This window comes from Bradyrhizobium liaoningense, assembly GCF_018130785.1.
Lineage (GTDB): Bacteria > Pseudomonadota > Alphaproteobacteria > Rhizobiales > Xanthobacteraceae > Bradyrhizobium > Bradyrhizobium liaoningense_A.
The window spans coordinates 63,677-90,083 of sequence record NZ_JAFCJT010000013.1 but is presented as its reverse complement, the minus strand read 5'-3'; the positions used below and the strand labels follow the sequence as shown (position 1 = coordinate 90,083).

General features: G+C 64.8%; 21 protein-coding genes. 5 read left to right on the top strand and 16 right to left on the bottom strand.

From position 1 onward, the window contains the following. Nucleotides 1-27: 27 nt before the first annotated feature. The 3 genes from JQ627_RS24295 to JQ627_RS24285 all read right to left on the bottom strand — a co-directional run bounded on the left by JQ627_RS24295 (nt 28) and on the right by JQ627_RS24285 (nt 3,134). The gene (locus JQ627_RS24295; RefSeq protein WP_212486627.1) at nt 28-903 is read right to left on the bottom strand and encodes a F0F1 ATP synthase subunit gamma; all 876 of its coding nucleotides are present in this window, start codon (nt 901-903) and stop codon (nt 28-30) included. 141 nt (nt 904-1,044) lie between these two features. Continuing rightward, complete coding sequence (atpA, locus tag JQ627_RS24290; RefSeq protein ID WP_212486626.1) at nt 1,045-2,574, bottom strand: F0F1 ATP synthase subunit alpha; 1,530 nt, start codon at nt 2,572-2,574, stop codon at nt 1,045-1,047. Continuing rightward, nucleotides 2,574-3,134, bottom strand: coding sequence for a F0F1 ATP synthase subunit delta (locus JQ627_RS24285; protein WP_212486625.1), 561 nt, complete (start codon nt 3,132-3,134; stop codon nt 2,574-2,576). The genes atpA and JQ627_RS24285 overlap by 1 nt, the downstream gene beginning before the upstream one ends. Nucleotides 3,135-3,769: 635 nt before the next feature. Between JQ627_RS24285 and JQ627_RS24280 the strand changes: the two genes are divergently transcribed. After that, on the top strand, nt 3,770-4,279 hold the full coding sequence (locus tag JQ627_RS24280) for a septal ring lytic transglycosylase RlpA family protein (protein ID WP_212486624.1): 510 nt from the start codon (nt 3,770-3,772) through the stop codon (nt 4,277-4,279). Between the two features lie 240 nt (nt 4,280-4,519). On the opposite strand, the gene JQ627_RS24275 is transcribed toward JQ627_RS24280, so the two are convergent. Beyond that, nucleotides 4,520-6,730, bottom strand: a complete 2,211-nt coding sequence (locus JQ627_RS24275; protein ID WP_212486623.1) for a primosomal protein N' — start codon at nt 6,728-6,730, stop codon at nt 4,520-4,522. A gap of 121 nt (nt 6,731-6,851) precedes the next feature. Between JQ627_RS24275 and JQ627_RS24270 the strand changes: the two genes are divergently transcribed. Then, complete coding sequence (locus JQ627_RS24270; protein WP_212486622.1) at nt 6,852-7,817, top strand: tyrosine recombinase XerC; 966 nt, start codon at nt 6,852-6,854, stop codon at nt 7,815-7,817. A gap of 89 nt (nt 7,818-7,906) precedes the next feature. Then, nucleotides 7,907-8,497, top strand: a complete 591-nt coding sequence (locus JQ627_RS24265; protein WP_212486621.1) for a DUF4337 domain-containing protein — start codon at nt 7,907-7,909, stop codon at nt 8,495-8,497. Between the two features lie 187 nt (nt 8,498-8,684). Here the strand turns inward: JQ627_RS24265 and JQ627_RS24260 are convergent, their stop codons facing one another. The 12 genes from JQ627_RS24260 to JQ627_RS24205 all read right to left on the bottom strand — a co-directional run bounded on the left by JQ627_RS24260 (nt 8,685) and on the right by JQ627_RS24205 (nt 22,849). Then, nucleotides 8,685-9,215: a hypothetical protein gene (locus JQ627_RS24260; RefSeq protein WP_212486620.1), complete on the bottom strand. Its 531-nt coding sequence runs from the start codon at nt 9,213-9,215 to the stop codon at nt 8,685-8,687. Between the two features lie 35 nt (nt 9,216-9,250). Continuing rightward, nucleotides 9,251-10,651, bottom strand: a complete 1,401-nt coding sequence (lpdA, locus tag JQ627_RS24255; protein WP_212486619.1) for a dihydrolipoyl dehydrogenase — start codon at nt 10,649-10,651, stop codon at nt 9,251-9,253. A 57-nt stretch (nt 10,652-10,708) separates the two neighbouring features. Beyond that, the gene (locus tag JQ627_RS24250; RefSeq protein ID WP_212486618.1) at nt 10,709-11,470 is read right to left on the bottom strand and encodes an SDR family oxidoreductase; all 762 of its coding nucleotides are present in this window, start codon (nt 11,468-11,470) and stop codon (nt 10,709-10,711) included. Between the two features lie 55 nt (nt 11,471-11,525). Continuing rightward, nucleotides 11,526-12,764: a 2-oxoglutarate dehydrogenase complex dihydrolipoyllysine-residue succinyltransferase gene (gene odhB, locus JQ627_RS24245; RefSeq protein ID WP_212486617.1), complete on the bottom strand. Its 1,239-nt coding sequence runs from the start codon at nt 12,762-12,764 to the stop codon at nt 11,526-11,528. A 200-nt stretch (nt 12,765-12,964) separates the two neighbouring features. Beyond that, nucleotides 12,965-15,922: a 2-oxoglutarate dehydrogenase E1 component gene (locus tag JQ627_RS24240; protein ID WP_212486616.1), complete on the bottom strand. Its 2,958-nt coding sequence runs from the start codon at nt 15,920-15,922 to the stop codon at nt 12,965-12,967. Nucleotides 15,923-16,059: 137 nt separating this feature from the next. Further along, nucleotides 16,060-16,944 carry a succinate--CoA ligase subunit alpha gene (gene sucD / locus JQ627_RS24235; RefSeq protein WP_014490620.1) on the bottom strand — a complete coding sequence of 295 codons (885 nt, stop codon included), beginning with the start codon at nt 16,942-16,944 and terminating at the stop codon, nt 16,060-16,062. A gap of 33 nt (nt 16,945-16,977) precedes the next feature. Next, nucleotides 16,978-17,457 (bottom strand): DUF1579 family protein, encoded by a 480-nt coding sequence (locus JQ627_RS24230; RefSeq protein WP_212486615.1) that lies wholly within the window; start codon nt 17,455-17,457, stop codon nt 16,978-16,980. Nucleotides 17,458-17,461: 4 nt separating this feature from the next. Next, the gene (gene sucC, locus JQ627_RS24225; protein WP_212486614.1) at nt 17,462-18,658 is read right to left on the bottom strand and encodes an ADP-forming succinate--CoA ligase subunit beta; all 1,197 of its coding nucleotides are present in this window, start codon (nt 18,656-18,658) and stop codon (nt 17,462-17,464) included. Nucleotides 18,659-18,880: 222 nt separating this feature from the next. Further along, the gene (gene mdh / locus JQ627_RS24220) at nt 18,881-19,849 is read right to left on the bottom strand and encodes a malate dehydrogenase (protein WP_008145224.1); all 969 of its coding nucleotides are present in this window, start codon (nt 19,847-19,849) and stop codon (nt 18,881-18,883) included. Nucleotides 19,850-20,110: 261 nt separating this feature from the next. Further along, complete coding sequence (gene zapE / locus JQ627_RS24215) at nt 20,111-21,295, bottom strand: cell division protein ZapE (RefSeq protein ID WP_212486613.1); 1,185 nt, start codon at nt 21,293-21,295, stop codon at nt 20,111-20,113. A 207-nt stretch (nt 21,296-21,502) separates the two neighbouring features. Continuing rightward, entirely contained in the window at nt 21,503-22,039 is a 537-nt protein-coding gene (gene thpR / locus JQ627_RS24210) for an RNA 2',3'-cyclic phosphodiesterase (protein WP_212486612.1), read from the bottom strand. A gap of 174 nt (nt 22,040-22,213) precedes the next feature. Next, nucleotides 22,214-22,849 (bottom strand): arylesterase, encoded by a 636-nt coding sequence (locus tag JQ627_RS24205; protein ID WP_212486611.1) that lies wholly within the window; start codon nt 22,847-22,849, stop codon nt 22,214-22,216. Nucleotides 22,850-22,904: 55 nt separating this feature from the next. Here JQ627_RS24205 and JQ627_RS24200 point away from each other — a divergent pair, with 55 nt between their 5' ends. Together JQ627_RS24200 and JQ627_RS24195 are read left to right on the top strand one after the other, a co-directional pair. Continuing rightward, nucleotides 22,905-23,627 carry an ABC transporter ATP-binding protein gene (locus JQ627_RS24200; RefSeq protein ID WP_212486610.1) on the top strand — a complete coding sequence of 241 codons (723 nt, stop codon included), beginning with the start codon at nt 22,905-22,907 and terminating at the stop codon, nt 23,625-23,627. Then, a complete protein-coding gene (locus tag JQ627_RS24195; RefSeq protein WP_212486609.1) occupies nt 23,624-26,194 on the top strand; it encodes an ABC transporter permease in 2,571 nt (856 codons plus the stop codon). The genes JQ627_RS24200 and JQ627_RS24195 overlap by 4 nt, the downstream gene beginning before the upstream one ends. Nucleotides 26,195-26,407 lie beyond the last annotated feature (213 nt).

Genomic DNA, 26,407 nt, shown 5'->3' with positions numbered 1-26,407 from the left:
TTGAACGACCGTCGTTTGGTTCGTGCGTCAGATCGCCTCGGCGCCGGAGATGATCTCGATCAGCTCCTTGGTGATCTGGGCCTGACGGGTTCGGTTGTAGATCTGGGTTTGCTTGCGAATCATTTCACCGGCGTTGCGGGTGGCGTTGTCCATCGAGCTCATCTGAGCGCCATAGAACGAAGCGTTGTTTTCCAGCAGCGCGCGGAAGATCTGCACCGCGATATTGCGCGGCAACAGGCGGGAGAGAAGCTCGTCTTCCTCCGGCTCATATTCGTAGGACGTCGACGGCGCGTCCGCCGCCTTTTCTTCCACGGTCAACGGAATGATCTGCTGCGCGGTCGGAATTTGGGCAATCACCGACTTGAACTGCGCGTAGAACAACGTGCAGACGTCGAACTCGCCGCTGTCGAAACGGGCCAGCACCTTCTTGGCGATGTCCTCGGCATTGACGAAGCCGAGCTGACGGACGCTGCGCAGGTCGAGGTGCTCGACGATCTGCTTGTCGAACTGGCGGCGGAGCTGCTCATAGCCCTTGCGGCCGACACAGAAGAATTTGACTTCCTTGCCCTCGTTCATCAGCGCCAGTGCGCGCTCACGCGCTAGGCGCACGATCGAGGAGTTGAAAGCGCCGGACAGGCCGCGCTCGCCGGTGCAGACCAGCAGCAGGTGAACCTGGTCCCTGCCGGTGCCGGTGAGCAGCGCCGGCGCGCCGGGCGAACTGGCAGCGGCGCTGGCGATGTTGGAGATCACCGCGCTCATCTTGTCGGCATAGGGCCGCGCCGCCTCGGCCGCTTGCTGGGCGCGGCGCAACCTCGACGCCGCGACCATCTGCATCGCCTTGGTGATCTTCTGCGTCGCCTTGGTGGAGGCGATGCGGACGCGCATGTCTTTAAGTGACGCCATTCTTCGTCCCCGACGATCCGACCCTTTGGCCTGATCGCAAACCTATCCAGTCGTCATGCCCGGGCTCGTCCCGGGCATCCACGTGGTGCCTCACACGCCGTCAGACGTGGATGGCCGGGAAAAGCCCGGCCATGACGGCACTTACGCGAAGCCCTTGGCGAAGCCTTCGACCACCGACTTCAGCTTGGCGGCGGTGTCGTCGGAGAGATCGCGGCTGTCGCGGATCGCGTTGAGGATCTCGGCGTTCTTGCCGCGCAGCAGCGACAGCAGGCCGTCCTCGAACGCGCGCACCTTGTTGAGCGGGAGCGGATCGAGATAGCCGTTGGTGCCGGCCCAGATCACGCAGACCTGCTCTTCCATCTTCAGCGGCGCGAACTGCGGCTGCTTCAGCAGCTCGGTCAGACGCGAACCGCGGTTGAGCAGGCGCTGGGTCGAGGCATCGAGGTCGGAGCCGAACTGCGCGAACGCCGCCATTTCGCGGTACTGCGCGAGCTCGCCCTTGATCTTGCCGGCGACCTTCTTGGTGGCCTTGGTCTGCGCCGAAGAACCGACGCGCGACACGGACAGACCGACGTTCACGGCGGGACGGATGCCTTGGAAGAACAGGTCGGTTTCCAGGAAGATCTGACCGTCGGTGATCGAGATGACGTTGGTCGGAATGTAGGCCGACACGTCGTTGGCCTGGGTTTCGATGACCGGCAGCGCCGTCAGCGAACCCGAGCCCTGGTCCTTGTTCAGCTTCGCCGCACGCTCGAGCAGGCGGGAGTGCAGATAGAACACGTCGCCCGGATAGGCTTCGCGGCCCGGCGGGCGGCGCAGCAAGAGCGACATCTGGCGGTAGGCGACGGCCTGCTTGGACAGATCGTCATAGATGATGACCGCGTGCATGCCGTTGTCGCGGAAGTACTCGCCCATGGTGCAGCCGGTGAACGGCGCGATGTACTGCATCGGCGCCGGATCCGAGGCGGTCGCGGCGATGATGATCGAGTACTCGAGAGCGCCCTGCTCTTCCAGCACCTTCACGAACTGGGCGACGGTCGAACGCTTCTGGCCGATCGCGACGTAGACGCAATACAGCTTGATGTTCTCGTCCGGCTGCGCGTTGAGCGGCTTCTGGTTCAGAATGGTGTCGAGCGCGATCGCGGTCTTGCCGGTCTGACGGTCGCCGATGATCAGCTCGCGCTGGCCGCGGCCGATCGGGATCAGGGCGTCGATCGCCTTGAGGCCGGTCGCCATCGGCTCGTTCACCGACTTGCGCGGAATGATGCCCGGCGCCTTGACGTCGACGCGCATACGCTTGTCGGCCTGGATCGGCCCCTTGCCGTCGATCGGATTGCCGAGCGCGTCGACGACGCGGCCGAGCAAGCCCTTGCCGACCGGCGCGTCCACGATGGCGCGGGTGCGCTTGACGGTCTGGCCTTCCTTGATCTCGCGGTCGGCGCCGAAAATAACGATACCGACGTTGTCGGTTTCGAGGTTCAGCGCCATGCCGCGGGTGCCGTTCTCGAACTCGACCATTTCGCCGGCCTGGACGTTGTCCAGACCGTAGACGCGGGCGATGCCGTCGCCGACGGACAGCACCTGTCCGACTTCGGAGACTTCAGCTTCCTGGCCGAAATTCTTGATCTGGTCCTTGAGGATCGCGGAAATTTCCGCGGCGCGGATGTCCATCAGCCTGCCTCTTTCATCGCGTGCTTGATCGAATTGAGTTTGGTGCGAAGCGAACTATCGATCATGCGGCTGCCAAGCTTGACCACGAGGCCGCCGATAATCGAGGGATCCACCTTCACGTTGAGCGCGACGTCCTTGCCGGTCACCGACTTCAGGGCAACCTTGAGGGCGTCGAGATTCTTGTCCGAGAGCGCCTCCGCCACGGTGACGTCGGCGGTCGCCTCGCCCTTGAACTTGGCGACGAGGGCGCGATAGGCGCGAATGACATCGGCCACCGCGAACAGGCGGCGGTTGGCGGTCAGGACCTTGAGGAAATTGGCGGAGATGCCGGCGATGCCCGCCTTGTCCAGCACGGCCGAGAGGGCCTTGGACTGGGTATCGGCCGCGAACACCGGGCTGCGGACGAGGCGCTTCAGATCGGCGCTTTCGTTCAGCAAACCCTCGAATTTGTCGAGATCGGCCTTGACCTCGTCGACCACATTCTGGTCGCGGGCCAGTTCAAACAAGGCCGTTGCATAACGGCCCGACACACCGGAAACGGACGTATCTTCTGCAGCCACAGACGCGCTCTTTTTGCTGTCAAACTCGCAAGGGAAAAACCGTCGCCACAACGCGGCGCCAAGCGATCCAAGCCCTTGGAATTCAAGCGGGACTTCGATTTTCGGCCGACACGGGAGGTGCCGGATCCGTTAAAATCGCGGCTTTGCTAACATAGCAGGCGCGCACGTGCAACATGACGCCAAATTAAAGGCACGACCTTCTGTCGCCAGTTCGTCGCAGCCGATCGCGTGGCGTCAACGACCTGCCACGCCGCGGAATTGCTGCGAGCATTGCCGCGGCCAAGCGCCCATTTGTTCCTGCCCTCAGCGCATAGCCGCCATGAACACAGATCGCAGAGGCGTGACTCCGACCTCGTCAGCCCCACCTCCGAATACTTACCGAATTCTAAACATCTGGAACAACAACTTTGATCTACAGTATTTGCAAGTAATTCGTAGGTTAACGAATCGTTAAAGTCGAAACATACGGAACGTCGGCTGAATATCGGCTACCGGTAACAAGATATTTCATGACGACATAGAACAGATTTACTGCCCAATTCACGCCTCATTAGGAATCGAAACGCGGACCCGCTCACAACTTGATGGGGGCTCACTTGCCACAAATGTGGCAATACTAGCTTAGGGACCATTAAATGCTGTCTTTGAAGACGCTGGGCACTGTGACCCGGCCGCGCACGGCGCTGGCTTTCGTTGCCGCCACTCTCCTCGTCGGTGGAACCGCCACCGAAGCTTCCGCTAAATCCCGGCATCACCACCGGTACTCTCACCATCATCACCGCCACCACGCCCAGAACGACGCCAATACGACCTCCGATTGGCGCAACGCCAATGCGTCGATGACGCCGTCGTCGGGCACGGGCCGCAGCTTCTCCGGCATGGCCTCCTATTACGGCAACGAGTCCGGCAGCCGCACCGCCTCGGGCCAGCGCTTCAACCAGAACGCCATGACCGCAGCGCATCGTTCGCTGCCGTTCGGCACCAAGCTGCGCGTCACCCATGGCGGCTCGAGCGTCATCGTCACCATCAACGACCGTGGCCCGTTCATTCGCGGCCGTGTCCTCGACCTCTCGACGGGTGCTGCCCGCGCCATCGGCCTCACCGGCGCCGGCGTCGGCCGCGTCACCGCGGAGGTCGTCTCGTAAGGCGCGACCGCCACCTCACGGTTCCCGTCAACGTCCGCATGGGCGTGTGAGCGGCGGGATCAGCGCAGGTGAAGCAAGCCCGCCGTCTTGGGGGACGGCGGGTTTTTTTGTTTGTCATTCCGGGGCGCGCGAGCGCGAACCCGGAATCCATCGAACGACAGAGCCGGTGGGTGAATGGATTCCGGGCTCGCGACTTCGTCGCGCCCCGGAATGACGGGGGAGGATGTGGCGGCGACAGCCCTACAAAAAGCTCTGCGGGTCGACGTCCACCTCGAGCTTTTGATTGCCCTTCGGCTTCGGGCAGACGGCCAGCCAGTTGCGCAAATAGTCCGACAGATCGAAACCGCGCGCCGATTTCACCAGGATACGGAAGCGGTAGCGGCCCTTGATCACCGCAAGCGGGGCTTCCGCCGGCCCCAGCACCACCACGCGTTCGTCGCGCGGCGCGAGCGCAACGAGGCGGCGCCCCAAACCTTCGGCGCTCGGACGGTCGCCTGCCGAAATGATCAGGCTCGCGAGCCGTCCGAACGGCGGATAGAGCGTGCGCTCGCGCAGATCGATCTCGCTGTCGTAGAAGGCCTCGCGGTCGCAGGCGATCAGCGCCTTCATCACGGGATGATCGGGCTGGTGGGTCTGGAGATAGCCGACGCCGCGGCCCTGCTCGCGCCCGGCGCGGCCGATCACCTGGTTGAGCAGCTGCCAGGTGCGTTCCGACGCGCGCGGATCGCCGTTGGACAGGCCCAGATCCGCATCGACCACGCCGACGAGATTGAGCCGCGGAAAGTTGTGGCCCTTGGCGACAAGCTGGGTGCCGATGATGATATCGACGCGGCCCTCCGCGATCTCGGCAAGCTCGGAGCGCATCGTCTCGATCGAGGTGATGAGATCGCTCGACAGCACCATGGTGCGCGCCTCGGGAAATAGCGCGGCCGCCTCCTCCTGCAAGCGCTCGACGCCGGGCCCGACCGCGACCAGCGATTCTTCCGCCGCACAATGCGGGCAGATCTGCGGGCGCGGCATCGAGAAACCGCAGTGATGGCAGACCAGCCGCTGGCGGAAGCGGTGATCGACCAGCCAGGCATCGCAGATGGTGCAGGCGAAGCGATGGCCGCAAGCACGGCACAGCGTCAGCGGCGCATAGCCGCGGCGATTGAGGAACAGCAGCGCCTGCTCGCGCTTCTCGATCGCGGTTCTGATCTCGGAGGCCAGGCGCGGCGAGATGAAGCGGCCGCGCGCCGGCGGCTCGCGGCGCATGTCGATGGCCTCGATATGCGGCATGTGCTGGCCGCCGAAGCGCGAGGGCAGCGCGATGCGCTGATAGCGGTTCTTGCGCGCATTGACCTCGGATTCGACCGACGGCGTGGCGGAGGCCAGCACGATCGGGATCTTTGCGATATGCGCGCGCACCACCGCCATGTCGCGGGCGTGATAATGCACGCCCTCGTCCTGCTTGTAGGCCTGGTCATGCTCTTCATCGACCACGATCAGGCCGAGATTGGTGTAAGGCAGAAACAGCGCCGAGCGCGCGCCGACCACGACCGGCGCACTGCCTTCGGAGATCGCGGCCCAATTGCGCGCGCGGGTCCGTGGCGTCAGCTCGGAATGCCATTCCAGCGGCCGCACGCCAAAGCGCTGCGCGAAGCGGTCGAGGAACTGGCCGGTCAGCGCGATCTCCGGCATCAGGATCAGCGATTGTTTTCCGCGACGGATCGCCTCGGCCACAGCTTCGAAGTAAACCTCGGTCTTGCCTGAGCCGGTGACGCCGTCGAGCAGCGCGACATGGAACGTGCCGTTGGCCGCAAGCGCGCGCATCGTATCCGCAGCGCTGCGCTGGAGCGGCGAAAAATCCGGCCGGCCGAAATCCGGATCGGGGGCCGGCGGCGGCGGAGGCGGCGGCATCGGCTCGACCGTGAGCGTGCCTTCGTCGACGAGGCCGTCGATCACGCCGGCCGAGACCCCTGCTTCCTTCGCCGCTTCGGACTTGCCGTGCAGCAGCCGGTCCGACAGCACCTCGATCAGGCGCTGCCGCGCCGGCGTCAGCCGCCGCGGCGGATCGCCGACCAGGCGCACGCCGGCGCGCACCCGCTCGGGGCCGAGGTTCTCGCCCATGCGCAGGCACATCCGCAGCACCATGCCGCGCGGGCTCAGCGTGTAATTGGCGACCCAATCCACGACCGAGCGCAGTTCCGGCTTCAGAGGCGGGATGTCGAGCTTTTCGCTGACCTCCTTGAGGCGGTTGTGCAGGCGCGGGTCGGGATTGGCGTTTTCCGCCCAGACCACGGCGAGCACCTCGCGGGGCCCAAGCGGCACGCCGACGAGATCGCCTGCCTTGAGCTCCATCCCGCGCGGCACCTTGTAGGAATAGGTCTGGTCGAGTGCGACCGGCACCAGCACGTCGACCATGCGGGTCGCGTTGGCGGGGACGGTCGTGCTGCGCGACGAATGATCCATCAATGATCTTGGAGGGAGAATCGGAACCCGGGGCCTGAAGGCTAGCGTTCTGAGGCGGCCTTAGCGAACGATAAACGAGTGTGATGCGATATACTGAGTGGAATCACCACGTCCAGAGCGCATGAGCAAAGCGGCCGCCCCCCCAATCGAGCTCGCCAGCGCCGATCCTGACATCGCGCAGGAGATGACGCGCTGGCTGTCGCATCTCGGCGCCGAGCGGCGGCTGTCGCCGAAAACGCTGGAGGCCTATGGCCGCGACTTGCGGCAATGCCTGGATTTTCTCTGCGCCCATTGGGGCGAGCGCGTGACGCTGGCGCGCTTTGCCGCGCTGGAAGCCACCGACATCCGCGCCTTCATGGCGATGCGCCGCGCCGACGACATTGCCGGCCGCTCGCTGATGCGCGCGCTGGCGGGCCTGCGTTCCTTCGGACGCTTCCTCGAGCGCGAAGGCAAGGGCAAGGTGGGCGCACTCTCCGCGATCCGCGCGCCCAAGGTGGCCAAGACCTTGCCGAAACCCTTGCCGATGGTATCCGCAAAACGTCTTGCTGATGCCGACGAGCGCGCCGGCGAGGATCGCGAAACCTGGATTCTGGTGCGCGATGCCGCCGTGATGGCGCTGCTGTATGGCTCGGGCCTGCGCATCTCCGAAGCGCTCGGCCTGAAGCGCCGCGAGGTGCCGCGTCCCGGCGAAGGCGACGTGTTGATCGTCACCGGCAAAGGCAACAAGACCCGCATGGTGCCGGTGCTCCAGAACGTGCTCGAGCTCGTGCAAGAGTACGTCGCGGCGTGCCCGTATCCACTGCCCGCCGAAGGCCCGATCTTCGTCGGCGCGCGCGGCGGTCCCTTGAGCCCGCGCATCATCCAGCTCGCGATGGAGCGGCTGCGCGGCGCGCTCGGCCTGCCTGACAGCGCGACGCCGCATGCGCTGCGGCACTCCTTCGCCACGCATCTATTGTCACGTGGCGGCGATCTGCGCGCGATCCAGGAGTTGTTGGGTCACTCCTCGCTCTCGACCACGCAGATCTATACCGGGATCGATTCCGAGCGGCTGCTCGAAGTCTATGCGAGCGCGCATCCGCGGCGCTGAATCCTGACATCAAGCTGTCATAGCAAGCATGCCCCTTGCGCCGGCCGCACGGTTCGGTCAATCGTGCGGAACCGAACAGGAGGGGAATCATGAGCGCACATGAAAGCATGGAGCATGCCGAGCACGCCGAACACGCGTCCGGCTCGAACAAGAAAATCGCGCTTCTGATCGCCATTCTGGCGCTGTTCCTGGCGATCTCGGAAACGCTCGGCAAGGGCGCCCAGACCGAATCGATCAGCAAGAACGTCGAGGCCGCCAATCTCTGGGCGTTCTTCCAGGCCAAGACCATCCGCCGCACCGTGGTGCTGACAGCGTCCGAGCAGGGCAAGCTCACGCTCGCCGCCACCACCGACGAAGCCCTGAAGCCGGTGGTGCAGAAGCAGGTCGACGACTGGACCAAGACCGCGCAGCGCTACCGCTCCGAGCCGGAGACCGGCGAAGGCACCGAGCAGCTCGCCGAGAAGGCCAAGCACGCCGAGCACGAGCGCGACGAGGCGACCGCGAAATATCATCACTTCGAGCTGGCCTCCGCCGCCTTCCAGATCGGCATCGTGCTGGCCTCGGCCACCATCATCACCGGCATCATCGCGCTCGCCTATGTCGGTGGCGTCCTGACCCTCGCCGGCCTCTTCATGACGGCGCTCGGCCTGTGGTGGCCGCATCTGCTGCATCTGCATTGAGGGAATTGAGACACTTCGCGACGCTGCTAATTCTGTCATCCTGAGGTGCGAGAAGCGCCGTGCATCAGCACTGCGCTTGAAGCTTCGAAGGATGAACGGCCGAGATGCAGCCGAGCCGTCGCCCTTCGAGGGCCGCTGAAGAAGCGGCCACCTCAGGGTGACGGTGAGAGACTGATTGTGCCGACGCTCACCGCGCCTGGTGCACGCTCTTGCGGAAACGCTGGATCAGGCGCAGCGTGCGTGACGACCAGCCTTCGCCGTTGCCGGCAATCAGCTCGCGGATGCGGCGCTTGATCGGGTCGACCAGCAGGTGCGCCTTGGCGCGCAGCTTCATGACGAGATCGTAGAGCCGCTCGAACCAGTGCATCTCCATCAGCTTGTCGCGCGTGACGTCGAACACGAAAGCGGTGACGCCGACGCCGAGCATCTTTGCGAACAGGAACGTGGATACGCCGCTCAGCCAGTATTCATGCGTGAGCAGATACAGGCCGATCAGCTTGAGCGGAAACAGCGGGATGATCGGCACCGCGAACACGATCAGCGTCATGGCCGGCGGCAGCGCATCGACGCGCTCGGTCAGCCATTGCTTGAAGCGTGCGAGCGGGATGGCTGCGACAACCCGCGCGACGATCGGTTCGAGATGGTCCCACAGCCAGGCTTCGATCAGGAAGACGATCGCCAGCAGGACCCAGACCGGTTGAAGTAGGCGGCGCAGCATGTGTTTCCCGCCCGATTCGGCGCTGGGCGCGTCGCCTACATATGGATGGCCCGCTTGCCCACTGCAAGCGCGGCTTCCTTGACGGCTTCCGAACGGGTCGGATGCGCGTGGCAGGTGCGCGCGAGATCCTCCGCACTGCCGCCAAACTCCATGAGAACGCAGGCTTCATGGATCATTTCGCCGGCCTCGACGCCGATAATGTGCACGCCGAGCACGCGATCAGTCTTCGCATCTGCGAGAATCTTCACAAAGCCATCGGTGGTCTGGTTGACCTTGGAACGGCCGTTGGCGGTAAAGGGAAACTTCCCGACGGTATAAGCCACGCCCGCCTGCTTCAGCTCCTCCTCGGTCTTGCCGACGGAGGACACTTCCGGCGTGGTATACACGACGCCTGGGATAACGTCGTAGTTCACGTGGCCGGCCTGCCCTGCGATGATCTCCGCAACCGCAACGCCTTCATCCTCGGCCTTGTGCGCGAGCATGGGGCCTGCGACGACGTCGCCGATGGCATAGACGCCCTTCACGCTGGTCGCGAAATGCGGATCGATCTGCACGCGGCCGCGATTGTCGAGCGCAACGCCGGCTTCCTTCAGGCCCAGCCCGTCCGTGTAAGGCACGCGGCCGATGCAGACGAGAACGACGTCGGCTTCGATCGTCTCGGCAGCACCGCCGGCCGCGGGCTCGATGGTCGCCTTCAGCGACTTGCCCGTGGTGTCGACGCCGGTGACCTTGGCGCCGAGCTTGAACGCAAAGCCCTGCTTTTCCAGGATGCGCTGGAATTGCTTGGCGATCTCGCCATCCATGCCGGGCAGGATGCGGTCCAGGAATTCGACGACGACGACTTCGGCACCGAGGCGCTTCCACACCGAGCCGAGCTCAAGGCCGATCACGCCGGCGCCGACGATCAGCAGCTTGCCGGGCACCTTGTCGAGCGACAGCGCGCCGGTCGACGACACGATGCGCTTCTCGTCGATCTCGATGCCCTTGAGACGCGCGATGTCCGAGCCGGTGGCGATCACGATATTCCTGGTCTCGACGACCTGCGACTTGCCATCGGCGGAGACCTCGACCTTGCCGGTGCCAAGAATCTTGCCGGTGCCCTTGAGCACGTCGACCTTGTTCTTCTTCATCAGGAACTCGACGCCCTTGACGTTGCCGTCGATGCCCTGCTGCTTGAAGTTCATCATCGCCGGCAATTCGAGCTTCGGCGCGGAAACGGAAACACCCATCTTGGCGAAGGAGTGCCCGGCTTCCTCGAACATTTCGGACGCGTGCAGCAGCGCCTTCGACGGCATGCAGCCGACATTGAGACAGGTGCCGCCGAGGGTTGCGTTCTTTTCGACCACCGCGACCTTCATGCCGAGCTGGCTTGCGCGCACCGCGCAGACATAACCGCCAGGTCCGGTGCCGATGACGACGAGATCGTAGGTAGCCATGAGAGAAAGTCCCGTAAGTTTAGCGTGATGAGGATGCGTCAGCGTCCGCGCGGCGCGTCAGCGTCCGCCGGACACATCGAGAGTGGCTGCTGTGACGTAGGAGGCCTCGTCCGACAGCAGCCAGACGATGGCGTTGGCGATTTCGTCGGCGGTGCCGACGCGCTTCATCGGCACCATATGGGCCAGGCGATGGGCGCGGTCGGGCTCGCCGCCGGCGGCGTGGATCTCGGTGTCGATCAGGCCGGGGCGGATGCCCGCGACGCGGATGCCTTCGGCTGCGACCTCATAGCCGAGGCCGATGGTAAAGGAATCGATCGCGCCCTTGGACGCCGCATAGTCGACGTAAGTGTTCGGCGAGCCGAGCTTGGCAGCAACCGATGACAGATTGACGATGACGCCGCCTTTGCCGCCATGCTTGGTCGACATCCGCTTCACGGCTTCGCGCGCGCAGAGGATGGAGCCGGTGACGTTGACCGCCATCACGCGCTGGATGCGCTCGGCCGACATCTCGTCGACGCGCACGCCGCTCTTGCCGACGATGCCGCCATTGTTGACGAGCGCGCCAAGCGTGCCGAACTTGTCCGCGGCCTTGAACAATTCGAGGATATCGCTTTCCTCGGCGACATCGCATTTCACCGCGATGGCCTTGCCGTTGCTGGCCGCGATCTGGGCGACCACCTCGTCGGCGGCCGTCTTGTTGCTGGCATAGCCGACCACGACCCGAAAGCCGCGCGCGGCCGCGGCAAGGGCAGTCGCGCGACCGATGCCGCGGCTGCCGCCGGTGATGACAACGACTTTATCCGTCACGCGCGCCTCCATGGTTCGACACGCGCCGTCGCACGATAGGGCGACGGCGCTCGCAGAGCATCAGGGATCAGAGATCGAGCACCAGGCGAGCCGGATCTTCCAGGCTCTCCTTGACGCGGACCAGGAAGGTGACGGCTTCCTTGCCGTCGATGACGCGGTGATCGTAGGACAGCGCCAGGTACATCATCGGACGGACCTCGATCTTGCCGCCGACGACCATCGGCCGCTCCTGGATCTTGTGCATGCCGAGGATGCCCGACTGCGGCGCGTTCAGGATCGGGGTCGACATCAGCGAGCCGTAGATGCCGCCATTGGTGATGGTGAAGGTGCCGCCCTGCATCTCGTCGATCTTGAGCTGGCCATCACGGGCGCGACGACCGAAATCGGCGATGCCCTTCTCGATGTCGGCGATCGACTTGTCGTCGCAGTCGCGCACTACGGGCACGACAAGACCCTTGTCGGTGCCGACGGCGACGCCGATGTGGTAATAATTCTTGTAGATCAGGTCGGTGCCGTCGATCTCGGCGTTGACGGCCGGGATGTCCTTCAGCGCCTGCACGACGGCCTTGGTGAAGAAGCCCATGAAGCCGAGCTTCGAGCCGTGCTTCTTCTCGAACGCATCCTTGTAGTGGGCGCGCAGCGCCATGACGTTGGTCATGTCGACCTCGTTGAAGGTCGTCAGCATGGCCGCGGTGTTCTGTACGTCCTTGAGGCGGCGCGCGATGGTCTGGCGCAGGCGGGTCATCTTGACGCGCTCTTCGCGGGCGGCGTCATCAGCCGGCGACGGCGCGCGCACCTGCACGGCGGCGGCGGGCTGGTTGACCGGGGTCGGCGCCGAGGCCGCACGCTCGATCGCAGCCAGCATGTCGCCCTTGGTAACGCGGCCGTCCTTGCCGGAGCCCGGAACGGTCGAGGCGTCGATGCCGGTCTCGGCCGAGAGCTTGCGCACGGACGGGGCGAGCGGGGCGTCGGCCGGCGGCGCCTTGGCCGCAGCCGGAGCCGGCGCGGCAGCAGCCGCGGCCGGAGCAGCAGCGGGCTTGGCAGGCGCGGCGGCGGGCTTGGCAGCGCCGGCACCGTCGGTGATCTGGCCAAGCAACGCGCCGACCGCAACGGTCGCGCCATCGGCGGCGATGATCTCGCTCAGCGTGCCGGCGGAGGGCGCCGGGACCTCGATGGTGACCTTGTCGGTCTCGAGCTCCACCAAGGGCTCATCGACGGCGACGGGATCGCCGGCCTTCTTGAACCAGCGGCCGATGGTGGCCTCGGTGACGGATTCGCCGAGCGTCGGCACACGAATTTCAGTCATGGTCTTTTCCTTAAGGGGATCGCCGGTGCGGTCATGAATTTCATACGTCATTGCCCGCCTGTTGCGCAGTTGCGCACGGGGGGCGGGCAATCCAGTACGCCGTGACCTTCGCAATCAGAACGAACGCCGCGGAGTACTCGATGCCCCGCTCCAGTGCGCGATTGCGCACGAGGCGGGGCATGACGAGGTGTAAAAACTTCTCAGCTCAGTGCTTCGTCCAGGAACGCCTTCAACTGAGCCTGATGCTTGGACATCAGACCAGTGGCGGTCGCGGCGGAAGCGGCGCGGCCGACATAACGCGGACGCCGGCTCACACCGTGCACCTGGTTCAGCACCCATTCCAGATAGGGCTCGATGAAGTGCCAGGCACCCATGTTGCGGGGCTCTTCCTGGCACCACACCACTTCAGCCTTCTTGAAGCGCGACAGCTCGGCCACCAGCGCCTTCAGCGGCACCGGATAAAGCTGCTCGACGCGCATCAGGTAGATGTCGTCGATGCCGCGCTTCTCGCGCTCCTCGTAGAGGTCGTAATAGACCTTGCCGGAGCAGAGCACGATGCGGCGGATCTTCTCGTCGGGCACGAGCTTGACCGCCTCGCTCGGCAGCATCTGGGCGTCATCGTAGAGGATGCGGTGGAAGGTCGTGCCCTTGGCGAGTTCCTCGAGACGCGACACCGCCCGCTTGTGACGCAGCAGCGACTTCGGCGTCATCAGGATCAGCGGCTTGCGGATCTCGCGATGAAGCTGGCGGCGCAGCACGTGGAAGTAATTCGCCGGCGTGGTCGGGTAGACCACCTGCATGTTGTCTTCGGCGCACATCTGCAGATAACGCTCCAGACGCGCGGAGGAGTGCTCCGGCCCCTGGCCCTCATAGCCGTGCGGCAACAGGCAGACCAGGCCGGACATGCGCAACCATTTGCGCTCGCCCGAGGAGATGAACTGGTCGAACACGACCTGCGCACCGTTGGCGAAGTCGCCGAACTGGGCTTCCCACAGGGTCAGCGTGTTCGGCTCGGCGAGCGAATAGCCGTATTCGAAGCCGAGCACGGCCTCTTCCGACAGCAGCGAGTTGATGACCTCGTAATGGCCCTGCTCGTGGCCGAGATGGTTGAACGGCGTGTAGCGGCTCTCGTCTTCCTGGTCGATCAGGACCGAGTGGCGCTGCGAGAAGGTGCCGCGCTCGGAATCCTGGCCCGACAGGCGGACATGGTGGTTCTCGTTGAGCAGCGTGCAGAACGCCAATGCCTCGCCGGTCGCCCAATCGATACCAACGCCGGTGTCGATGGCCTTGGCGCGATTGTCGAGGAAGCGCTGGATGGTGCGGTGGACGCGGAAGCCATCCGGCACCCTGGTGATCTTGCGGCCGATTTCCTTCAGCTCGGCGGTGTCGACGCCGGTGACGCCGCGGCGCGCATCCTCTTCCTGGTCGGCGATCTTGAAGCCGGACCACTTGCCATCGAGCCAGTCGGCCTTGTTGGGCTTGTAGGAGGTGCCGGCCTCGAACTCGGCGTCGAGCCGCGCGCGCCAGTCGGCCTTGGCCTTGTCGACCTCGCCCTCGGTCATCACGCCTTCGCTGATCAGGCGGCGGGCGTACAGCTCGAGCGTCGACGGATGCGCCGCGATCCTCTTGTACATCACCGGCTGGGTGAAAGCCGGCTCGTCGCCTTCGTTATGGCCATGCCTGCGGTAGCAGAACATGTCGATGACGACGGGCTTGTGGAATTTCTGCCGGAACTCGGTGGCGACCTTGGCCGCGAACACGACGGCTTCCGGATCGTCGCCGTTCACGTGGAAGATCGGCGCGTCGATCATCTTCGCCACGTCCGACGGATAGGGCGAGGAGCGCGAGTAGCGCGGATAGGTGGTGAAGCCGATCTGGTTGTTGACGATGAAGTGCAGCGAGCCGCCGGTGCGGTAGCCCTTCAGGTCCGACAGGCTGAAGCATTCCGCGACCACGCCCTGGCCGGCGAAGGCGGCGTCGCCGTGCATCAGGAGCGGCAGCACGGAGATGCGCATGTCCGGCGGATCACCGTGCTGGTCCTGCTTGGCGCGGACCTTGCCGAGCACCACGGGATCGACGATCTCGAGATGCGAGGGGTTGGCGGTCAGCGACAGATGGATGCGGTTGCCGTCGAACTCGCGGTCCGAGGAAGCGCCGAGGTGATACTTGACGTCGCCGGAGCCTTCGACCGCGTCGGGGTTGGCCGAGCCGCCCTTGAACTCATGAAACAGCGCGCGATGGGCCTTGCCCATCACCTGCGTCAGCACGTTGAGGCGGCCGCGATGCGGCATGCCGAGCACGACCTCCTTCACGCCGAGATTGCCGCCGCGCTTGATGATCTGCTCCAGCGCGGGGATCAGCGATTCGCCGCCGTCGAGACCGAAGCGCTTGGTCCCGGTGAACTTGGTATCGCAGAACTTCTCGAAACCTTCGGCTTCGACCAGCTTCATCAGGATCGCGCGACGGCCTTCGCGGGTGAACGAGATCTCCTTGTCCGGTCCCTCGATGCGCTCCTGGATCCACGCCTTCTGCGCAGCGTTGCTGATGTGCATGAACTCGACGCCGAGCGTCTGGCAGTAGGTGCGCTCGCAGATCGCGGTGATCTCGCGCAGGGTGCCGTATTCAAGGCCGAGGACGTGATCGAGGAAGATCTTTCGGTCGAAATCGGCTTCGCTGAAGCCGTAGGTGCGCGGGTCGAGCTCTTCGCGGTTGCGCGGGGCTTCGATGCCGAGCGGATCGAGCTTGGCGTGGAAATGGCCACGCATGCGGTAGGAGCGGATCAGCATCAGGGCGCGGACCGAGTCGCGCGTGGCCTGGAGCAGGTCGGCAGAAGAGAAATCGGCGCCCTTGGCCTGCGCCTTGGCGGCGATCTTGGTGCCGACCGCCTTCTCGACCTCAGCCCAGTTGCCGTCGAGGGCCGATGTGAGGTCGTCCTTCGGGGTCAGCGGCCAGTTGTCGCGTTCCCAGGACGGGCCCTCGGCGTTCTTGCTGATATCGGCGGGCTGGTCGTTGAGGCTCTTGAAGAATTCCTGCCACTCGGCGTCGACCGAGGACGGATCCTTCTCGTAGCGGGCGTAGATTTCGTCGATGTAGGTGGCGTTGGTGCCCTGCAAAAAGGAGGAGAGGGCAAAGGCTGCGTTCGCGTCCTGGCGAGACATACTTGAGTTCCTGGCGATTTCGGTTCGCGCATAACAAACGGCGCTGGCGTCGGGCTCCCCGGCAGAGGCCCGGCGCGACAGGCACCATTTATCCTATTTGCTGCGAAACTTCGCCCGGAAAAGCACGAAGGACTGAATTAACCCTTCAATTTTTCGGCAAGCGTGTGCCCGAGGCGGGCGGGAGACGGCGACACTGTAATTCCAGCCGATTTCATCGCATCGGTCTTGGAGCCGGCGTCGCCCTTGCCACCCGAGATGATCGCACCGGCATGGCCCATGCGACGGCCGGGAGGTGCGGTCACGCCGGCGATGAAACCGACCATCGGCTTCTTGCGACCGCGCTTGGCCTCGTCCTTGAGGAACTGGGCGGCGTCTTCCTCGGCGGAACCGCCGATCTCGCCGATCATGATGATCGATTCGGTCTTGGGGTCGGCCAGAAGCATTTCCAGCACGTCGATGAACTCGGTTCCCTTGACCGGGTCGCCGCCGATGCCGACCGCGGTGGTCTGGCCGAGGCCCTCTTGGGAGGTCTGGAACACGGCTTCATAGGTCAGTGTGCCGGAGCGGGAGACGATGCCGACGCTGCCGGTCTTGAAGATGTTGGCCGGCATGATGCCGATCTTGCACTCGCCGGCAGTCATGACACCCGGGCAGTTCGGCCCGATCAGACGCGACTTGGAACCGGCCAGCGAGCGCTTCACGCGCACCATGTCGACGACAGGAATGCCCTCGGTGATGCAGACGATCAGCGGGATCTCGGCGTCGATGGCTTCGCAGATCGCATCCGCCGCGCCCGGGGGCGGCACGTAGATCACCGACGCATCGGCGCCGGTCTTCTCACGCGCCTCGCGCACGGTGTCGAACACCGGCAGCCCCAGATGCGTGGCGCCGCCTTTGCCCGGCGAGGTGCCGCCGACCATCTTGGTGCCGTAGGCGAGCGCGGCCTCCGAGTGGAAGGTGCCGTTCTTGCCGGTAAAGCCCTGGCAGATGACCTTGGTGTTCTTGTCGATCAGGATGGACATGAGGTCTGCTTTCGCGAACTAACGAGTGAGAGGTCAGTGGATGCGGCGGTAGATGCCGGTGAGCACGTCGGCCCAGCCTTCCGCATCCGGCGAGAACTGGATCTTCAACGAATAGGAATTGTCGTCGATGATTTCGTAGACGTGGCGCGCATTGCCGCGGAGCGAGCCGCGCACCAGCGTCAGGGTCTTGCCGACCCAGCCGCCGGAGGCAGGCGAGGGCGGCGTGTAGCCGAGCGAATCGTACCAGAACAATTTGTAGGTCCGGTCGTCGCGGTCGAAGGTGAAGAGGCCGTGGGTGGCAAAAGCCTGCTTGCCGTCGCGCGTCTGGACACAGTCCTGGATCAGGTAGAAGCCGTTGAGATCCATGCGCGCGACGACGTGCGAGGTCGCCGGCCCGCCGGCGACCCAACGCGACGGGAAGACCACCTCTTCGCCATTCCATTCGCCGGCGAACGCGGCGAGGCGCGCGTGCTCTGCAAGCGGAGATGATGCGGCGAGATGGTCCTGGGTCATGGCCTCAGCCTCCCTTGACAGCCTTCACGATCTTCTGCGCGGCGTCGTCGAGATTGTCGGCCGGCACCACGTTCAGGCCGGATTCGCGGATGATCTTCTTGCCGAGCTCGACATTGGTGCCTTCGAGGCGGACCACCAGCGGCACGCTGAGACCGACCTCGCGCACGGCGGCGGTGACGCCCTCGGCGATCACGTCGCACTTCATGATCCCACCAAAGATGTTGACCAGGATGCCCTTCACGTTGGGATCCGCGGTGATGATCTTGAACGCGGCCGCGACCTTCTCCTTGCTGGCGCTGCCGCCGACGTCGAGGAAGTTCGCCGGCGCCATGCCGTAGAGCTTGATGATGTCCATCGTCGCCATCGCGAGGCCGGCGCCGTTGACCATGCAGCCGATATTGCCGTCGAGGGTGACGTAGTTGAGGTCGTATTTCGACGCCTCGATTTCCTTGGCGTCTTCCTCGGTCTCGTCGCGCAGCGCGAGCACCTCGGGATGACGGAACAGCGCGTTGTCGTCGAACGACACCTTGGCGTCGAGCACGCGGAGCTGGCCCTGCTTGGTCACGACCAGCGGGTTGATCTCCAGCATCGACATGTCCTTGGCGACGAACGCCGCATAGAGCTGCGCGGTGAGCTTCTCGGCCTGCTTGGCGAGATCGCCGGAGAGCTTGAGCGCGTTGGCGACGGTGCGGCCGTGATGGCCCATGATGCCGGTCGCGGGATCGACCGAGAAGGTCACGATCTTCTCGGGCGTGTTGTGCGCGACGTCCTCGATGTTGACGCCGCCCTCGGTCGAGACGACGAACGAGACGCGCGAGGTCTCGCGGTCGACCAGGATCGAGAGATAGAATTCCTTGTCGATGTCCGAGCCATCCTCGATGTAGAGGCGGTTGACCTGCTTGCCGGCGGGGCCGGTCTGCACGGTGACCAGCGTGGCGCCGAGCATCTGCTTGGCGAATTCGGCGACCTCAGCGGCCGACTTGGCGATGCGGACGCCGCCCTTGTCGCCGGCGGAGGCTTCCTTGAACTTGCCCTTGCCGCGGCCGCCAGCGTGGATCTGGCTCTTCACCACCCAGACCGGGCCCGGGAGGGCCTTGGCGGCGGCTTCCGCGTCCGCGGGCTTCAGGACGGGTACGCCCTTGGAGATCGCCACGCCGAACTCGTTCAGCAGCGCTTTGGCCTGGTACTCATGGATATTCATATGGTCGCTCCCTGAACCCGCGGGCGGTGACCTCTGGGGCCCACCTCAGTCTTGTGGCTGGCATACCATATACCACAGGAACTGCAACCCGGATTCTTTGACATCGGATCTCTGGACTGCCGGAACCCGGAACCCGCCGAGCCTTCAACAAGAGTTGCAGCCGGGGCCGGAAATGAAACCGCCGAAGACCGGTTTTCGATCTTCGGCGGGGATTTTTTGCCCTTAGCGGCCGAGAAGATCGGGCGCGATCTTCTTGCAGGCGTCGACCAGGCCCTGTACGGCGCCGACCGACTTGTCGAAGGCCTCGCGGTCCTTGCCGGCGAGCTCGATCTCGACGACGCGCTCGACACCCTTGGAGCCGATCACGACGGGCACGCCGACATACATGTCCTTCACGCCGTATTCGCCGTTCAGGTACGCAGCCGAGGGCAGCACGCGCTTCTTGTCACGCAGATAGCTCTCGGCCATCGCGATCGCGGAAGCGGCAGGTGCGTAGAACGCCGAGCCGGTCTTGAGCAAATTGACGATCTCGGCGCCGCCGTTGCGGGTGCGGTCGACGATCTCGTCGAGGCGCGCCTGCGAGGTCCAGCCCATCTTGACGAGGTCGGGCAGCGGGATGCCGGCGACGGTGGAGTACTTCACCAGCGGCACCATGGTATCGCCATGACCGCCGAGCACGAAGGCGGTGACGTCTTCAACGGAGACGTTGAACTCGTCGGCCAGGAAATAGCGGAAGCGCGCCGAATCCAGCACGCCGGCCATGCCGACGACCTTCTTGTGCGGCAGGCCCGAGGCCTTCTGCAGCGCCCAGACCATCGCGTCGAGCGGATTGGTGATGCAGATGACGAAGGCGTCGGGGGCGTATTTCTTGATGCCGGCGCCGACCTGCTCCATGACCTTGAGGTTGATGGAGAGGAGGTCGTCGCGGCTCATGCCGGGCTTGCGCGGCACGCCGGCGGTGACGATGCAGACCTTGGCGTTGTCGAGGGCTTCGTACGAATTGGCGCCAGTGTAGTGCGCGTCAAAACCGTCGACCGGCGAGGACTGCGCGATGTCGAGCGCCTTACCCTGCGGCACGCCCTCGGCGATGTCGAACATCACCACGTCGCCCAGCTCTTTCAGGCCGATGAGATGAGCCAACGTTCCGCCGATCTGACCGGAGCCAATCAAAGCAATCTTGTCGCGCGCCATGTGAACCTGTCCTTTAGACACGTAAGGAGGGGAAAACTGAGACGGGTGGTTATCCCTTTCGCTTCCCCCGTTCAAGTCGGTGGATGCCCAATTGTCGGGCTTGCTGAGAGAGCAACCAGCATACCCCGTCTGTCATTCCGGGATGCGCCGACAGACGCAGGCCCGGAATCCATAGGGCGGCACAGTTGGTGCGCGATGGATTCCGGGCTCGTCGCTTCGCGACGCCCCGGAACGACGGCGGAGAAGATGGTGAAATAGGACTTAAGTCTCCACCAGGCCCTTGGTGGAGCCGCTGGCGGTGGAATCCTTGCGGCCGTGAGGCAGCGCCAGATAGGATTCCGAGCTCATTTCGATCAGGCGCGAGGCTGTGCGCTTGAACTCGTTGGCCTCGTTGCCCTCGTGGGCGAGGTAGAGCGAGATCGGATTGGCATCGGCCGAGGCCATCAGCTTCACGGCATTGTCATAGAGCGTGTCGATCAGCGTGATGAAGCGCTTGGCGGCGTTGCGCTGGGAGAAGTCCATCACTGGAATATGGTCGACCAGGATGGTGTGGTAGTCGTGCGCGAGCCTCAGGTAGTCGGATGCACCGAGCGGCTTCTCGCAGAGATCGGCGAAGGTGAAGCGCGCCACGCCATGGGCCGAGCACGGCACGTGCAGGATGCGGCCCTTGAACGAGATGTCGCGCGACTTGCATTTGGCGTTGCCGGTCATCTTCGACCAGGCGCGGTCGAGGGCTGCGTCCGCATCGCCATCGGCCGGCGTCAGCCACATCGGCACACCCTGAAGCTTCTCCAGGCGGAAATCGGTGCGCGCATCGAGGCGCGCGACGTCCATGTGGTCGGTGATCTGCTTGATGAAGGGCAGGAACAGCGAGCGGTTCAAGCCGCCCTTGTAGAGATCGTCGGGCGCGACGTTGGAGGTCGCGACCACCACGGTGCCAAGCTCGAACAGCTTTGCGAACAGCCGGCCGAGGATCATCGCGTCGGCGATGTCGGTAACGTGGAATTCGTCGAAGCAGAGCAGCCAGCTTTCCTCGAAGATCGCATTCGCAGTCAGCGCGATGACGTCGCCATCGGCGATCTCGCCGCGCGAGATGCCCTGGCGATAGTCGTAGATGCGCTCGTGCACATCGGCCATGAATTCGTGGAAATGCGCGCGGCGCTTGTGCTCGACGGTCGAGTGCTGGAAGAACAGGTCCATCAGCATGGTCTTGCCGCGGCCGACCTCGCCATGGATGTAGAGCCCGCGCGGCGCTTCGTCCTTGTCGCTGCTGAACAGACGGCTGAGCAGGCCCTGCTTGCGCTGGGGGTTGTAGCTTGCGAGCCGCTGGTCGAGCACCGCATAGGCCTCGGCGACCTCGGCCTGCGCCGCATCGGGCTCGATCGCGCCGGACGCGATCTCGGCCTGGTATGCCTCGCGGAATGAGGAACTGGGAGTGGAGAGCATCGCCCTTTACCGCCAGAGACTGACGGAAATTGCAAGCCGTGAATTGGTGCGGGGCGCTATGCGTTCCATGTCCCGGACGCGCTGCAGCGTGCGACGCCGCTGCGCAGAGCCGGGACCCACTGTTTCGTTCATTGCCGTGGAGCGATGGGCCCCGGCTCAGCAGTGCACCACTTTGTGGCGCACTGCGTCCGGGGCAGGAGAGCTATCTCACTCACACAGCTCGTAGGCGTCCTCGACCACATACGGCCCGCCGCCGGTCGACGCACGCGACGAGAACAACACAAAACGTTCGGCCATGAACGCCTTGCTCGGGAAGTAACCGCGCAGCGAGAGATAGTCGGCGACATCGCGGTCGGAGGCGTCGTGCAGGCGGGCCAGCGTGACATGCGGCGTGAACTTGCGTCCTTCCGGATCGAGGCCGATCCGCTGCATCATGCGTTCGAGCTCGGCCTGCAATTCCATCAGCGGCTTGCTCGGCGCGATGGTCGCGACCACCGCGCGCGGCTTGCGGCCGCCGAAGCTTTGCAAGCCCTGCACCTTCACCTCGAACGGCTTGCGGTCGACGCGAAACAGCATCGAGGCGATCTCGTTGGCGTACAGGCCGTCGATATCGCCGATGAAACGCAGGGTGACGTGATAATTTTCGGGATCGATCCACCGGGCGCCGGGAAGGCCGCCCCTAAGATTGGAAAGCGACTGGCCGATCTCGGCCGGAATTTCCAGACCTGTGAATAAACGCGGCATCGTTTCGCACTCCCGATGCTTGGGCATGATCCCTGGGAAGGATCATATCCAAATTTTAGAGCCGGCGACGAATCACCGGTACCCTGATTCCTATCGCAGTTGTATGACTCTGCGAAGCATCGCGCGCCCCACCCCGGTAAATCCCTGGGAATTAGGGTTAGCGCTGCCCGCTTTTCAGCGGCGCTGCTCGCTTATATTGCGCAAAAATGCCTCCACGGTGGGCATGATGTTGCCAACGACGATGTCGACGCCGGCCGCGGTCGGATGAATGCCGTCGGCCTGGTTGAGCTTGGCGTCGGCCGCGACACCGTCGAGGAAGAACGGATAGAGCGGCACGTCGAATTTTTTCGCCAGATCCGGATAAATCGAATTGAAGCGCGCGGCGTATTCGGGGCCGTAATTCGGCGGCGCCAGCATGCCGCACAGCATCACCGCGATCTTGCGTGCCTTCAGGCGCTGGACGATGTCGGTCAGCGCGGTCCGAGTCAAATCGGGGTCGATGCCGCGCAGCGCATCGTTGGCGCCGAGCTCGACGATCACGCCGTCGGTTCCGTCCGGGACCGACCAGTCGAGCCGATCACGGCCGCCGGACGAGGTGTCGCCCGACACTCCGGCATTGGTCATATCAACCGCTATACCTTTGGCCTGCAACGATTTTTTCAGTTTTGCGGGAAAGGCTTCCTGGGCCGGGAGGCCGAGGCCGGCGCTCAGGGAATCGCCGAGAACGACAAGCTTGACCGGTTTTGTCGCGTCGGCCCAGGCCGGATCCGCCACCGTCATCAAAGCGAACATCAACACGGCTAAGTGCATGAACAATCCGTAACGCCTCTCGACCGCGTGTGCGGAGTTGCCATATGACCGGACCATGGACAGTCGCATCGAAACCTCTTCGCTCGCCGGCACCGCGCCGGACACCATCGCCATCTCCAACGTCAATCTTTCATTGGGTACGGGCGCGGCACGCGTTCACATCCTCAAGGATATCAGCCTGCGGGTCGGCCGTAGCGAGACGATCGGCCTGATCGGCCCGTCAGGCTCGGGCAAATCCACGCTGCTGATGGTGATGGCGGGGCTGGAGCGTCCTGATAGTGGAGAGGTGGTGGTCAATGGCACGCCTTTCAATGCCCTCGACGAGGACGCGCTGGCCCGCTTCCGCGGCCGCCAGGTCGGCATCGTCTTCCAGTCCTTTCATCTGATCCCGACCATGACGGCGCTGGAGAACGTCGCCGTGCCGCTCGAGCTCGCCGGCAATCCCGACGCCGCAAAACGCGCGGCGCAGGAGCTGCAATCGGTCGGGCTCGGCGATCGCCTGCATCACTATCCGACGCAGCTGTCCGGCGGCGAGCAGCAGCGCGTCGCGCTCGCCCGCGCCCTGGCGCCCGATCCCGCCATCCTCGTCGCGGACGAGCCGACCGGCAATCTCGACGAGGCGACGGGAAAACAGATCGTCGATCTCCTGTTCAGCAAGCATGCCGAGCGCGGCATGACGCTGGTGCTGGTCACGCACGATTCCTCGCTCGCGCATCGCTGCGATCGCGTGATCCGCCTGCGCTCCGGGCGCATCGACACCCAGTCTGCACCGGCATGAGCATCGCGGCCGAACCGTTCGCGAGGCCCAGCGGCGTCTTGCTGTCGCTGCGCTACGCGCTGCGCGAATTGCGCGGAGGCCTGCGCGGCTTCTACGTCTTCATCGCCTGCATCGCGCTCGGCGTGATGGCCATCGCCGGCGTCGGCTCGGTCTCGGCAAGCCTGAGCGACGGTCTCGCGCGGGAGGGCCGCACTCTGCTCGGCGGCGACGTCTCCTTCGTGCTGTTCCAGCGCGAGGCGAAGCCCGAGGAGGTCGCCTTACTGCGCTCGCGCGGCACCGTCTCGACCGCCGCAACCTTGCGCGGCATGGCACGCTCGGCCGACGGCCAGCTCGCGCTGGTCGAGATGAAGGCGGTCGACGACACCTATCCGATGCTCGGCCAGTTGACGCTGGCGCCGCCGCTGCCGATGTCCGACCTGCTCGCGGAGCGCGACGGCGCGTTCGGTGCCGCCGCCGATCCAACGCTGCTGGCACGGCTGTCGCTGAAGACCGGCGACCGCGTCACCGTCGGGTCCGCAACGTTCCAGATCCGCAGCACGGTCGAAGCCGAGCCCGACAAGCTCGCCGGCGGCATCGGTTTCGGGCCGCGCTTCCTGATCAGCGAGGCGGGCCTGCGCGCCACCGGCCTGATTCAGCCCGGCAGCCTGGTACGCTGGGTCTACCGGGTGAAGCTACCCGATACCGGCAACAGCGAGCGCGCCACCGACGCCTTCATCGCGGATGCGCGCAACGCCGCGCCGCAGGCCGGCTGGGAGGTCCGCAGCCGCTCCAATGCCTCGCCGCAGCTCGAGCGCAACATCAACCGCTTCACGCAATTCCTGACGCTGGTCGGCCTCGCCGCGCTGCTGGTCGGCGGCGTCGGCGTCGCCAATGCCGTCAAGAGCCATATCGACCGTCGGCTCGAGGTCATCGCGGCCTTCAAGGCCGTCGGCGCCACCGGCCGCGACGTGTTCGGCATCTATCTGGCGCAGGTCCTGCTGCTGGCGGGAATCGGCTCGGTGATCGGCCTTGCGCTCGGCGCCGCGATGCCTTTCGCCATCGTCGGCCTGTTCGGCAAGCTGCTGCCGCTGCCGGTGGTGCCGGCCGTGCATGCCGACGAGCTCGCGCTGTCCTTCGTCTATGGCCTGCTCACGGCGCTCGCCTTCGGCCTGTGGCCGCTCGGGCGCGTGCACGACGTGCCGGTCGCCGCGCTGTTCCGCGACACCATCAGCTCCGAATGGCACCGGCCGCGCTGGAGCTATCTCGTGTTCATGGCCGTCGTGATCGCGGTGCTTATCGCGGTCGTGATCGGACTCTCCTTCGACAAGCGCATCGCCGCGGTGTTCGTGGCCTCCTCCGTCGTCGTGTTCGTCCTGCTCCGCGGCATCGCCGCCCTGCTGATGACGATCGCGCGGCGGCTACCACGGACACGGCTGCCGATGTTGCGACTGGCAATCGCCAACATCCACCGGCCGGGCGCACTGACGCCCTCCGTCGTGCTGTCGCTCGGCCTCGGGCTCGCCGTGCTCGTCACCATCACCCAGATCGACGGCAATCTGCGCCGGCAGTTCCTTGCGGCCCTTCCTGATCACGCGCCGTCGTTCTTCTTCATCGACATCCCGAGCACGCAGGCCGAGCAGTTCGACGGCTATCTGCGCCGGATCGCGCCAGGCGCAAAGGTCGAGGACGTGCCGATGCTGCGCGGGCGCATCGTCGGAGCGCGGGGCGTCCGCGCCGAGGAGCTCAAGCCGACCACCGATTCCGAGTGGGTGCTGCAAAGCGACCGCGGCCTGACCTACACCGCCGAGCTGCCGAAGGGCTCCAAGGTGGTCGAGGGCGAATGGTGGAGCGCCGACTATTCCGGCCCGCTGCTGGTCTCGATGGAGAAGAAGATCGCCGACGGGCTCGGCCTCAAGCTCGGCGACGAGGTCGTGGTCAACGTGCTTGGCCGCGACATCCCGGCCAAAATCGGCAATCTGCGCACCATCGACTGGCAGGGGATGGGCATCAATTTCGTCCTGGTGTTTTCGCCCAACGCCTTCAAGGGCGCGCCCCACACCCACATCGCGACCCTCACCGAGGCCGGCGGCAATGCGGCCGGCGACGGCAAGATCATCAAGGATGTCGCCGACGCCTATCCGATGGTGACGAGCGTGCGCGTGCGCGAGGTGATGGAGACGGTCGGCTCGGTCGTGACCAATCTGGCGCTCGCGATCCGCGGCGCCAGCGCGGTGACCCTGATCTCGGCGATCCTGGTGCTGGGCGGCGCGCTCGCCGCCGGCCACCGCCACCGGGTCTACGATGCGGTGATCCTCAAGACTCTCGGCGCGACCCGGCTGCGGCTGCTCGGCGCCTATGCCCTCGAATACCTGCTGATCGGACTTGCCACCGCGGTATTCGGCGTGATCGCGGGCAGCATCGCGGCCTGGATGATCGTGACGCGGCTGATGACGCTGACTTTCGTCTGGCAAGCTGGCAGCGCGGCCGCCGTGGTCGCGGCTGCCCTGGTCGTCACGGTCGGACTTGGGCTCGCCGGCACGCTGCTGGCATTGAACAAAAAGCCCGCCACGGTGTTGCGGAATTTGTGACAAATGGTAGCGGGTGACCTTGCTATGTCGGAATCGCACGATTCCAGCGATTAACCACGTCCGCTCGCCAGGATTGCGGGCGAGGGCGACATTCAGCCGCGCGTGGACGGTTGCAGCGAATGTGTTAGTTTCCCACATATCCAATGGGTTCGGAGCCCCGATTATGAGCCAGAATTTAGTCGGCACAGATCGGTATCCGAGATAGAATTTGAC

Coding starts and splice junctions, on each gene's coding strand:
- odhB (WP_212486617.1), bottom strand. CDS start 12,764: ATGACTGAAATTCGTGTGCCGACGCTCGGCGAATCCGTCACCGAGGCC.
- sucC (WP_212486614.1), bottom strand. CDS start 18,658: ATGAATATCCATGAGTACCAGGCCAAAGCGCTGCTGAACGAGTTCGGC.
- JQ627_RS24260 (WP_212486620.1), bottom strand. CDS start 9,215: ATGCTGCGCCGCCTACTTCAACCGGTCTGGGTCCTGCTGGCGATCGTC.
- JQ627_RS24230 (WP_212486615.1), bottom strand. CDS start 17,457: ATGACCCAGGACCATCTCGCCGCATCATCTCCGCTTGCAGAGCACGCG.
- JQ627_RS24195 (WP_212486609.1), top strand. CDS start 23,624: ATGAGCATCGCGGCCGAACCGTTCGCGAGGCCCAGCGGCGTCTTGCTG.
- JQ627_RS24295 (WP_212486627.1), bottom strand. CDS start 903: ATGGCGTCACTTAAAGACATGCGCGTCCGCATCGCCTCCACCAAGGCG.
- JQ627_RS24250 (WP_212486618.1), bottom strand. CDS start 11,470: ATGGAGGCGCGCGTGACGGATAAAGTCGTTGTCATCACCGGCGGCAGC.
- atpA (WP_212486626.1), bottom strand. CDS start 2,574: ATGGACATCCGCGCCGCGGAAATTTCCGCGATCCTCAAGGACCAGATC.
- thpR (WP_212486612.1), bottom strand. CDS start 22,039: ATGCCGCGTTTATTCACAGGTCTGGAAATTCCGGCCGAGATCGGCCAG.
- zapE (WP_212486613.1), bottom strand. CDS start 21,295: ATGCTCTCCACTCCCAGTTCCTCATTCCGCGAGGCATACCAGGCCGAG.
- JQ627_RS24240 (WP_212486616.1), bottom strand. CDS start 15,922: ATGTCTCGCCAGGACGCGAACGCAGCCTTTGCCCTCTCCTCCTTTTTG.
- JQ627_RS24270 (WP_212486622.1), top strand. CDS start 6,852: ATGAGCAAAGCGGCCGCCCCCCCAATCGAGCTCGCCAGCGCCGATCCT.
- mdh (WP_008145224.1), bottom strand. CDS start 19,849: ATGGCGCGCGACAAGATTGCTTTGATTGGCTCCGGTCAGATCGGCGGA.
- JQ627_RS24265 (WP_212486621.1), top strand. CDS start 7,907: ATGAGCGCACATGAAAGCATGGAGCATGCCGAGCACGCCGAACACGCG.
- sucD (WP_014490620.1), bottom strand. CDS start 16,944: ATGTCCATCCTGATCGACAAGAACACCAAGGTCATCTGCCAGGGCTTT.
- JQ627_RS24280 (WP_212486624.1), top strand. CDS start 3,770: ATGCTGTCTTTGAAGACGCTGGGCACTGTGACCCGGCCGCGCACGGCG.
- lpdA (WP_212486619.1), bottom strand. CDS start 10,651: ATGGCTACCTACGATCTCGTCGTCATCGGCACCGGACCTGGCGGTTAT.
- JQ627_RS24205 (WP_212486611.1), bottom strand. CDS start 22,849: ATGCACTTAGCCGTGTTGATGTTCGCTTTGATGACGGTGGCGGATCCG.
- JQ627_RS24275 (WP_212486623.1), bottom strand. CDS start 6,730: ATGGATCATTCGTCGCGCAGCACGACCGTCCCCGCCAACGCGACCCGC.
- JQ627_RS24200 (WP_212486610.1), top strand. CDS start 22,905: ATGGACAGTCGCATCGAAACCTCTTCGCTCGCCGGCACCGCGCCGGAC.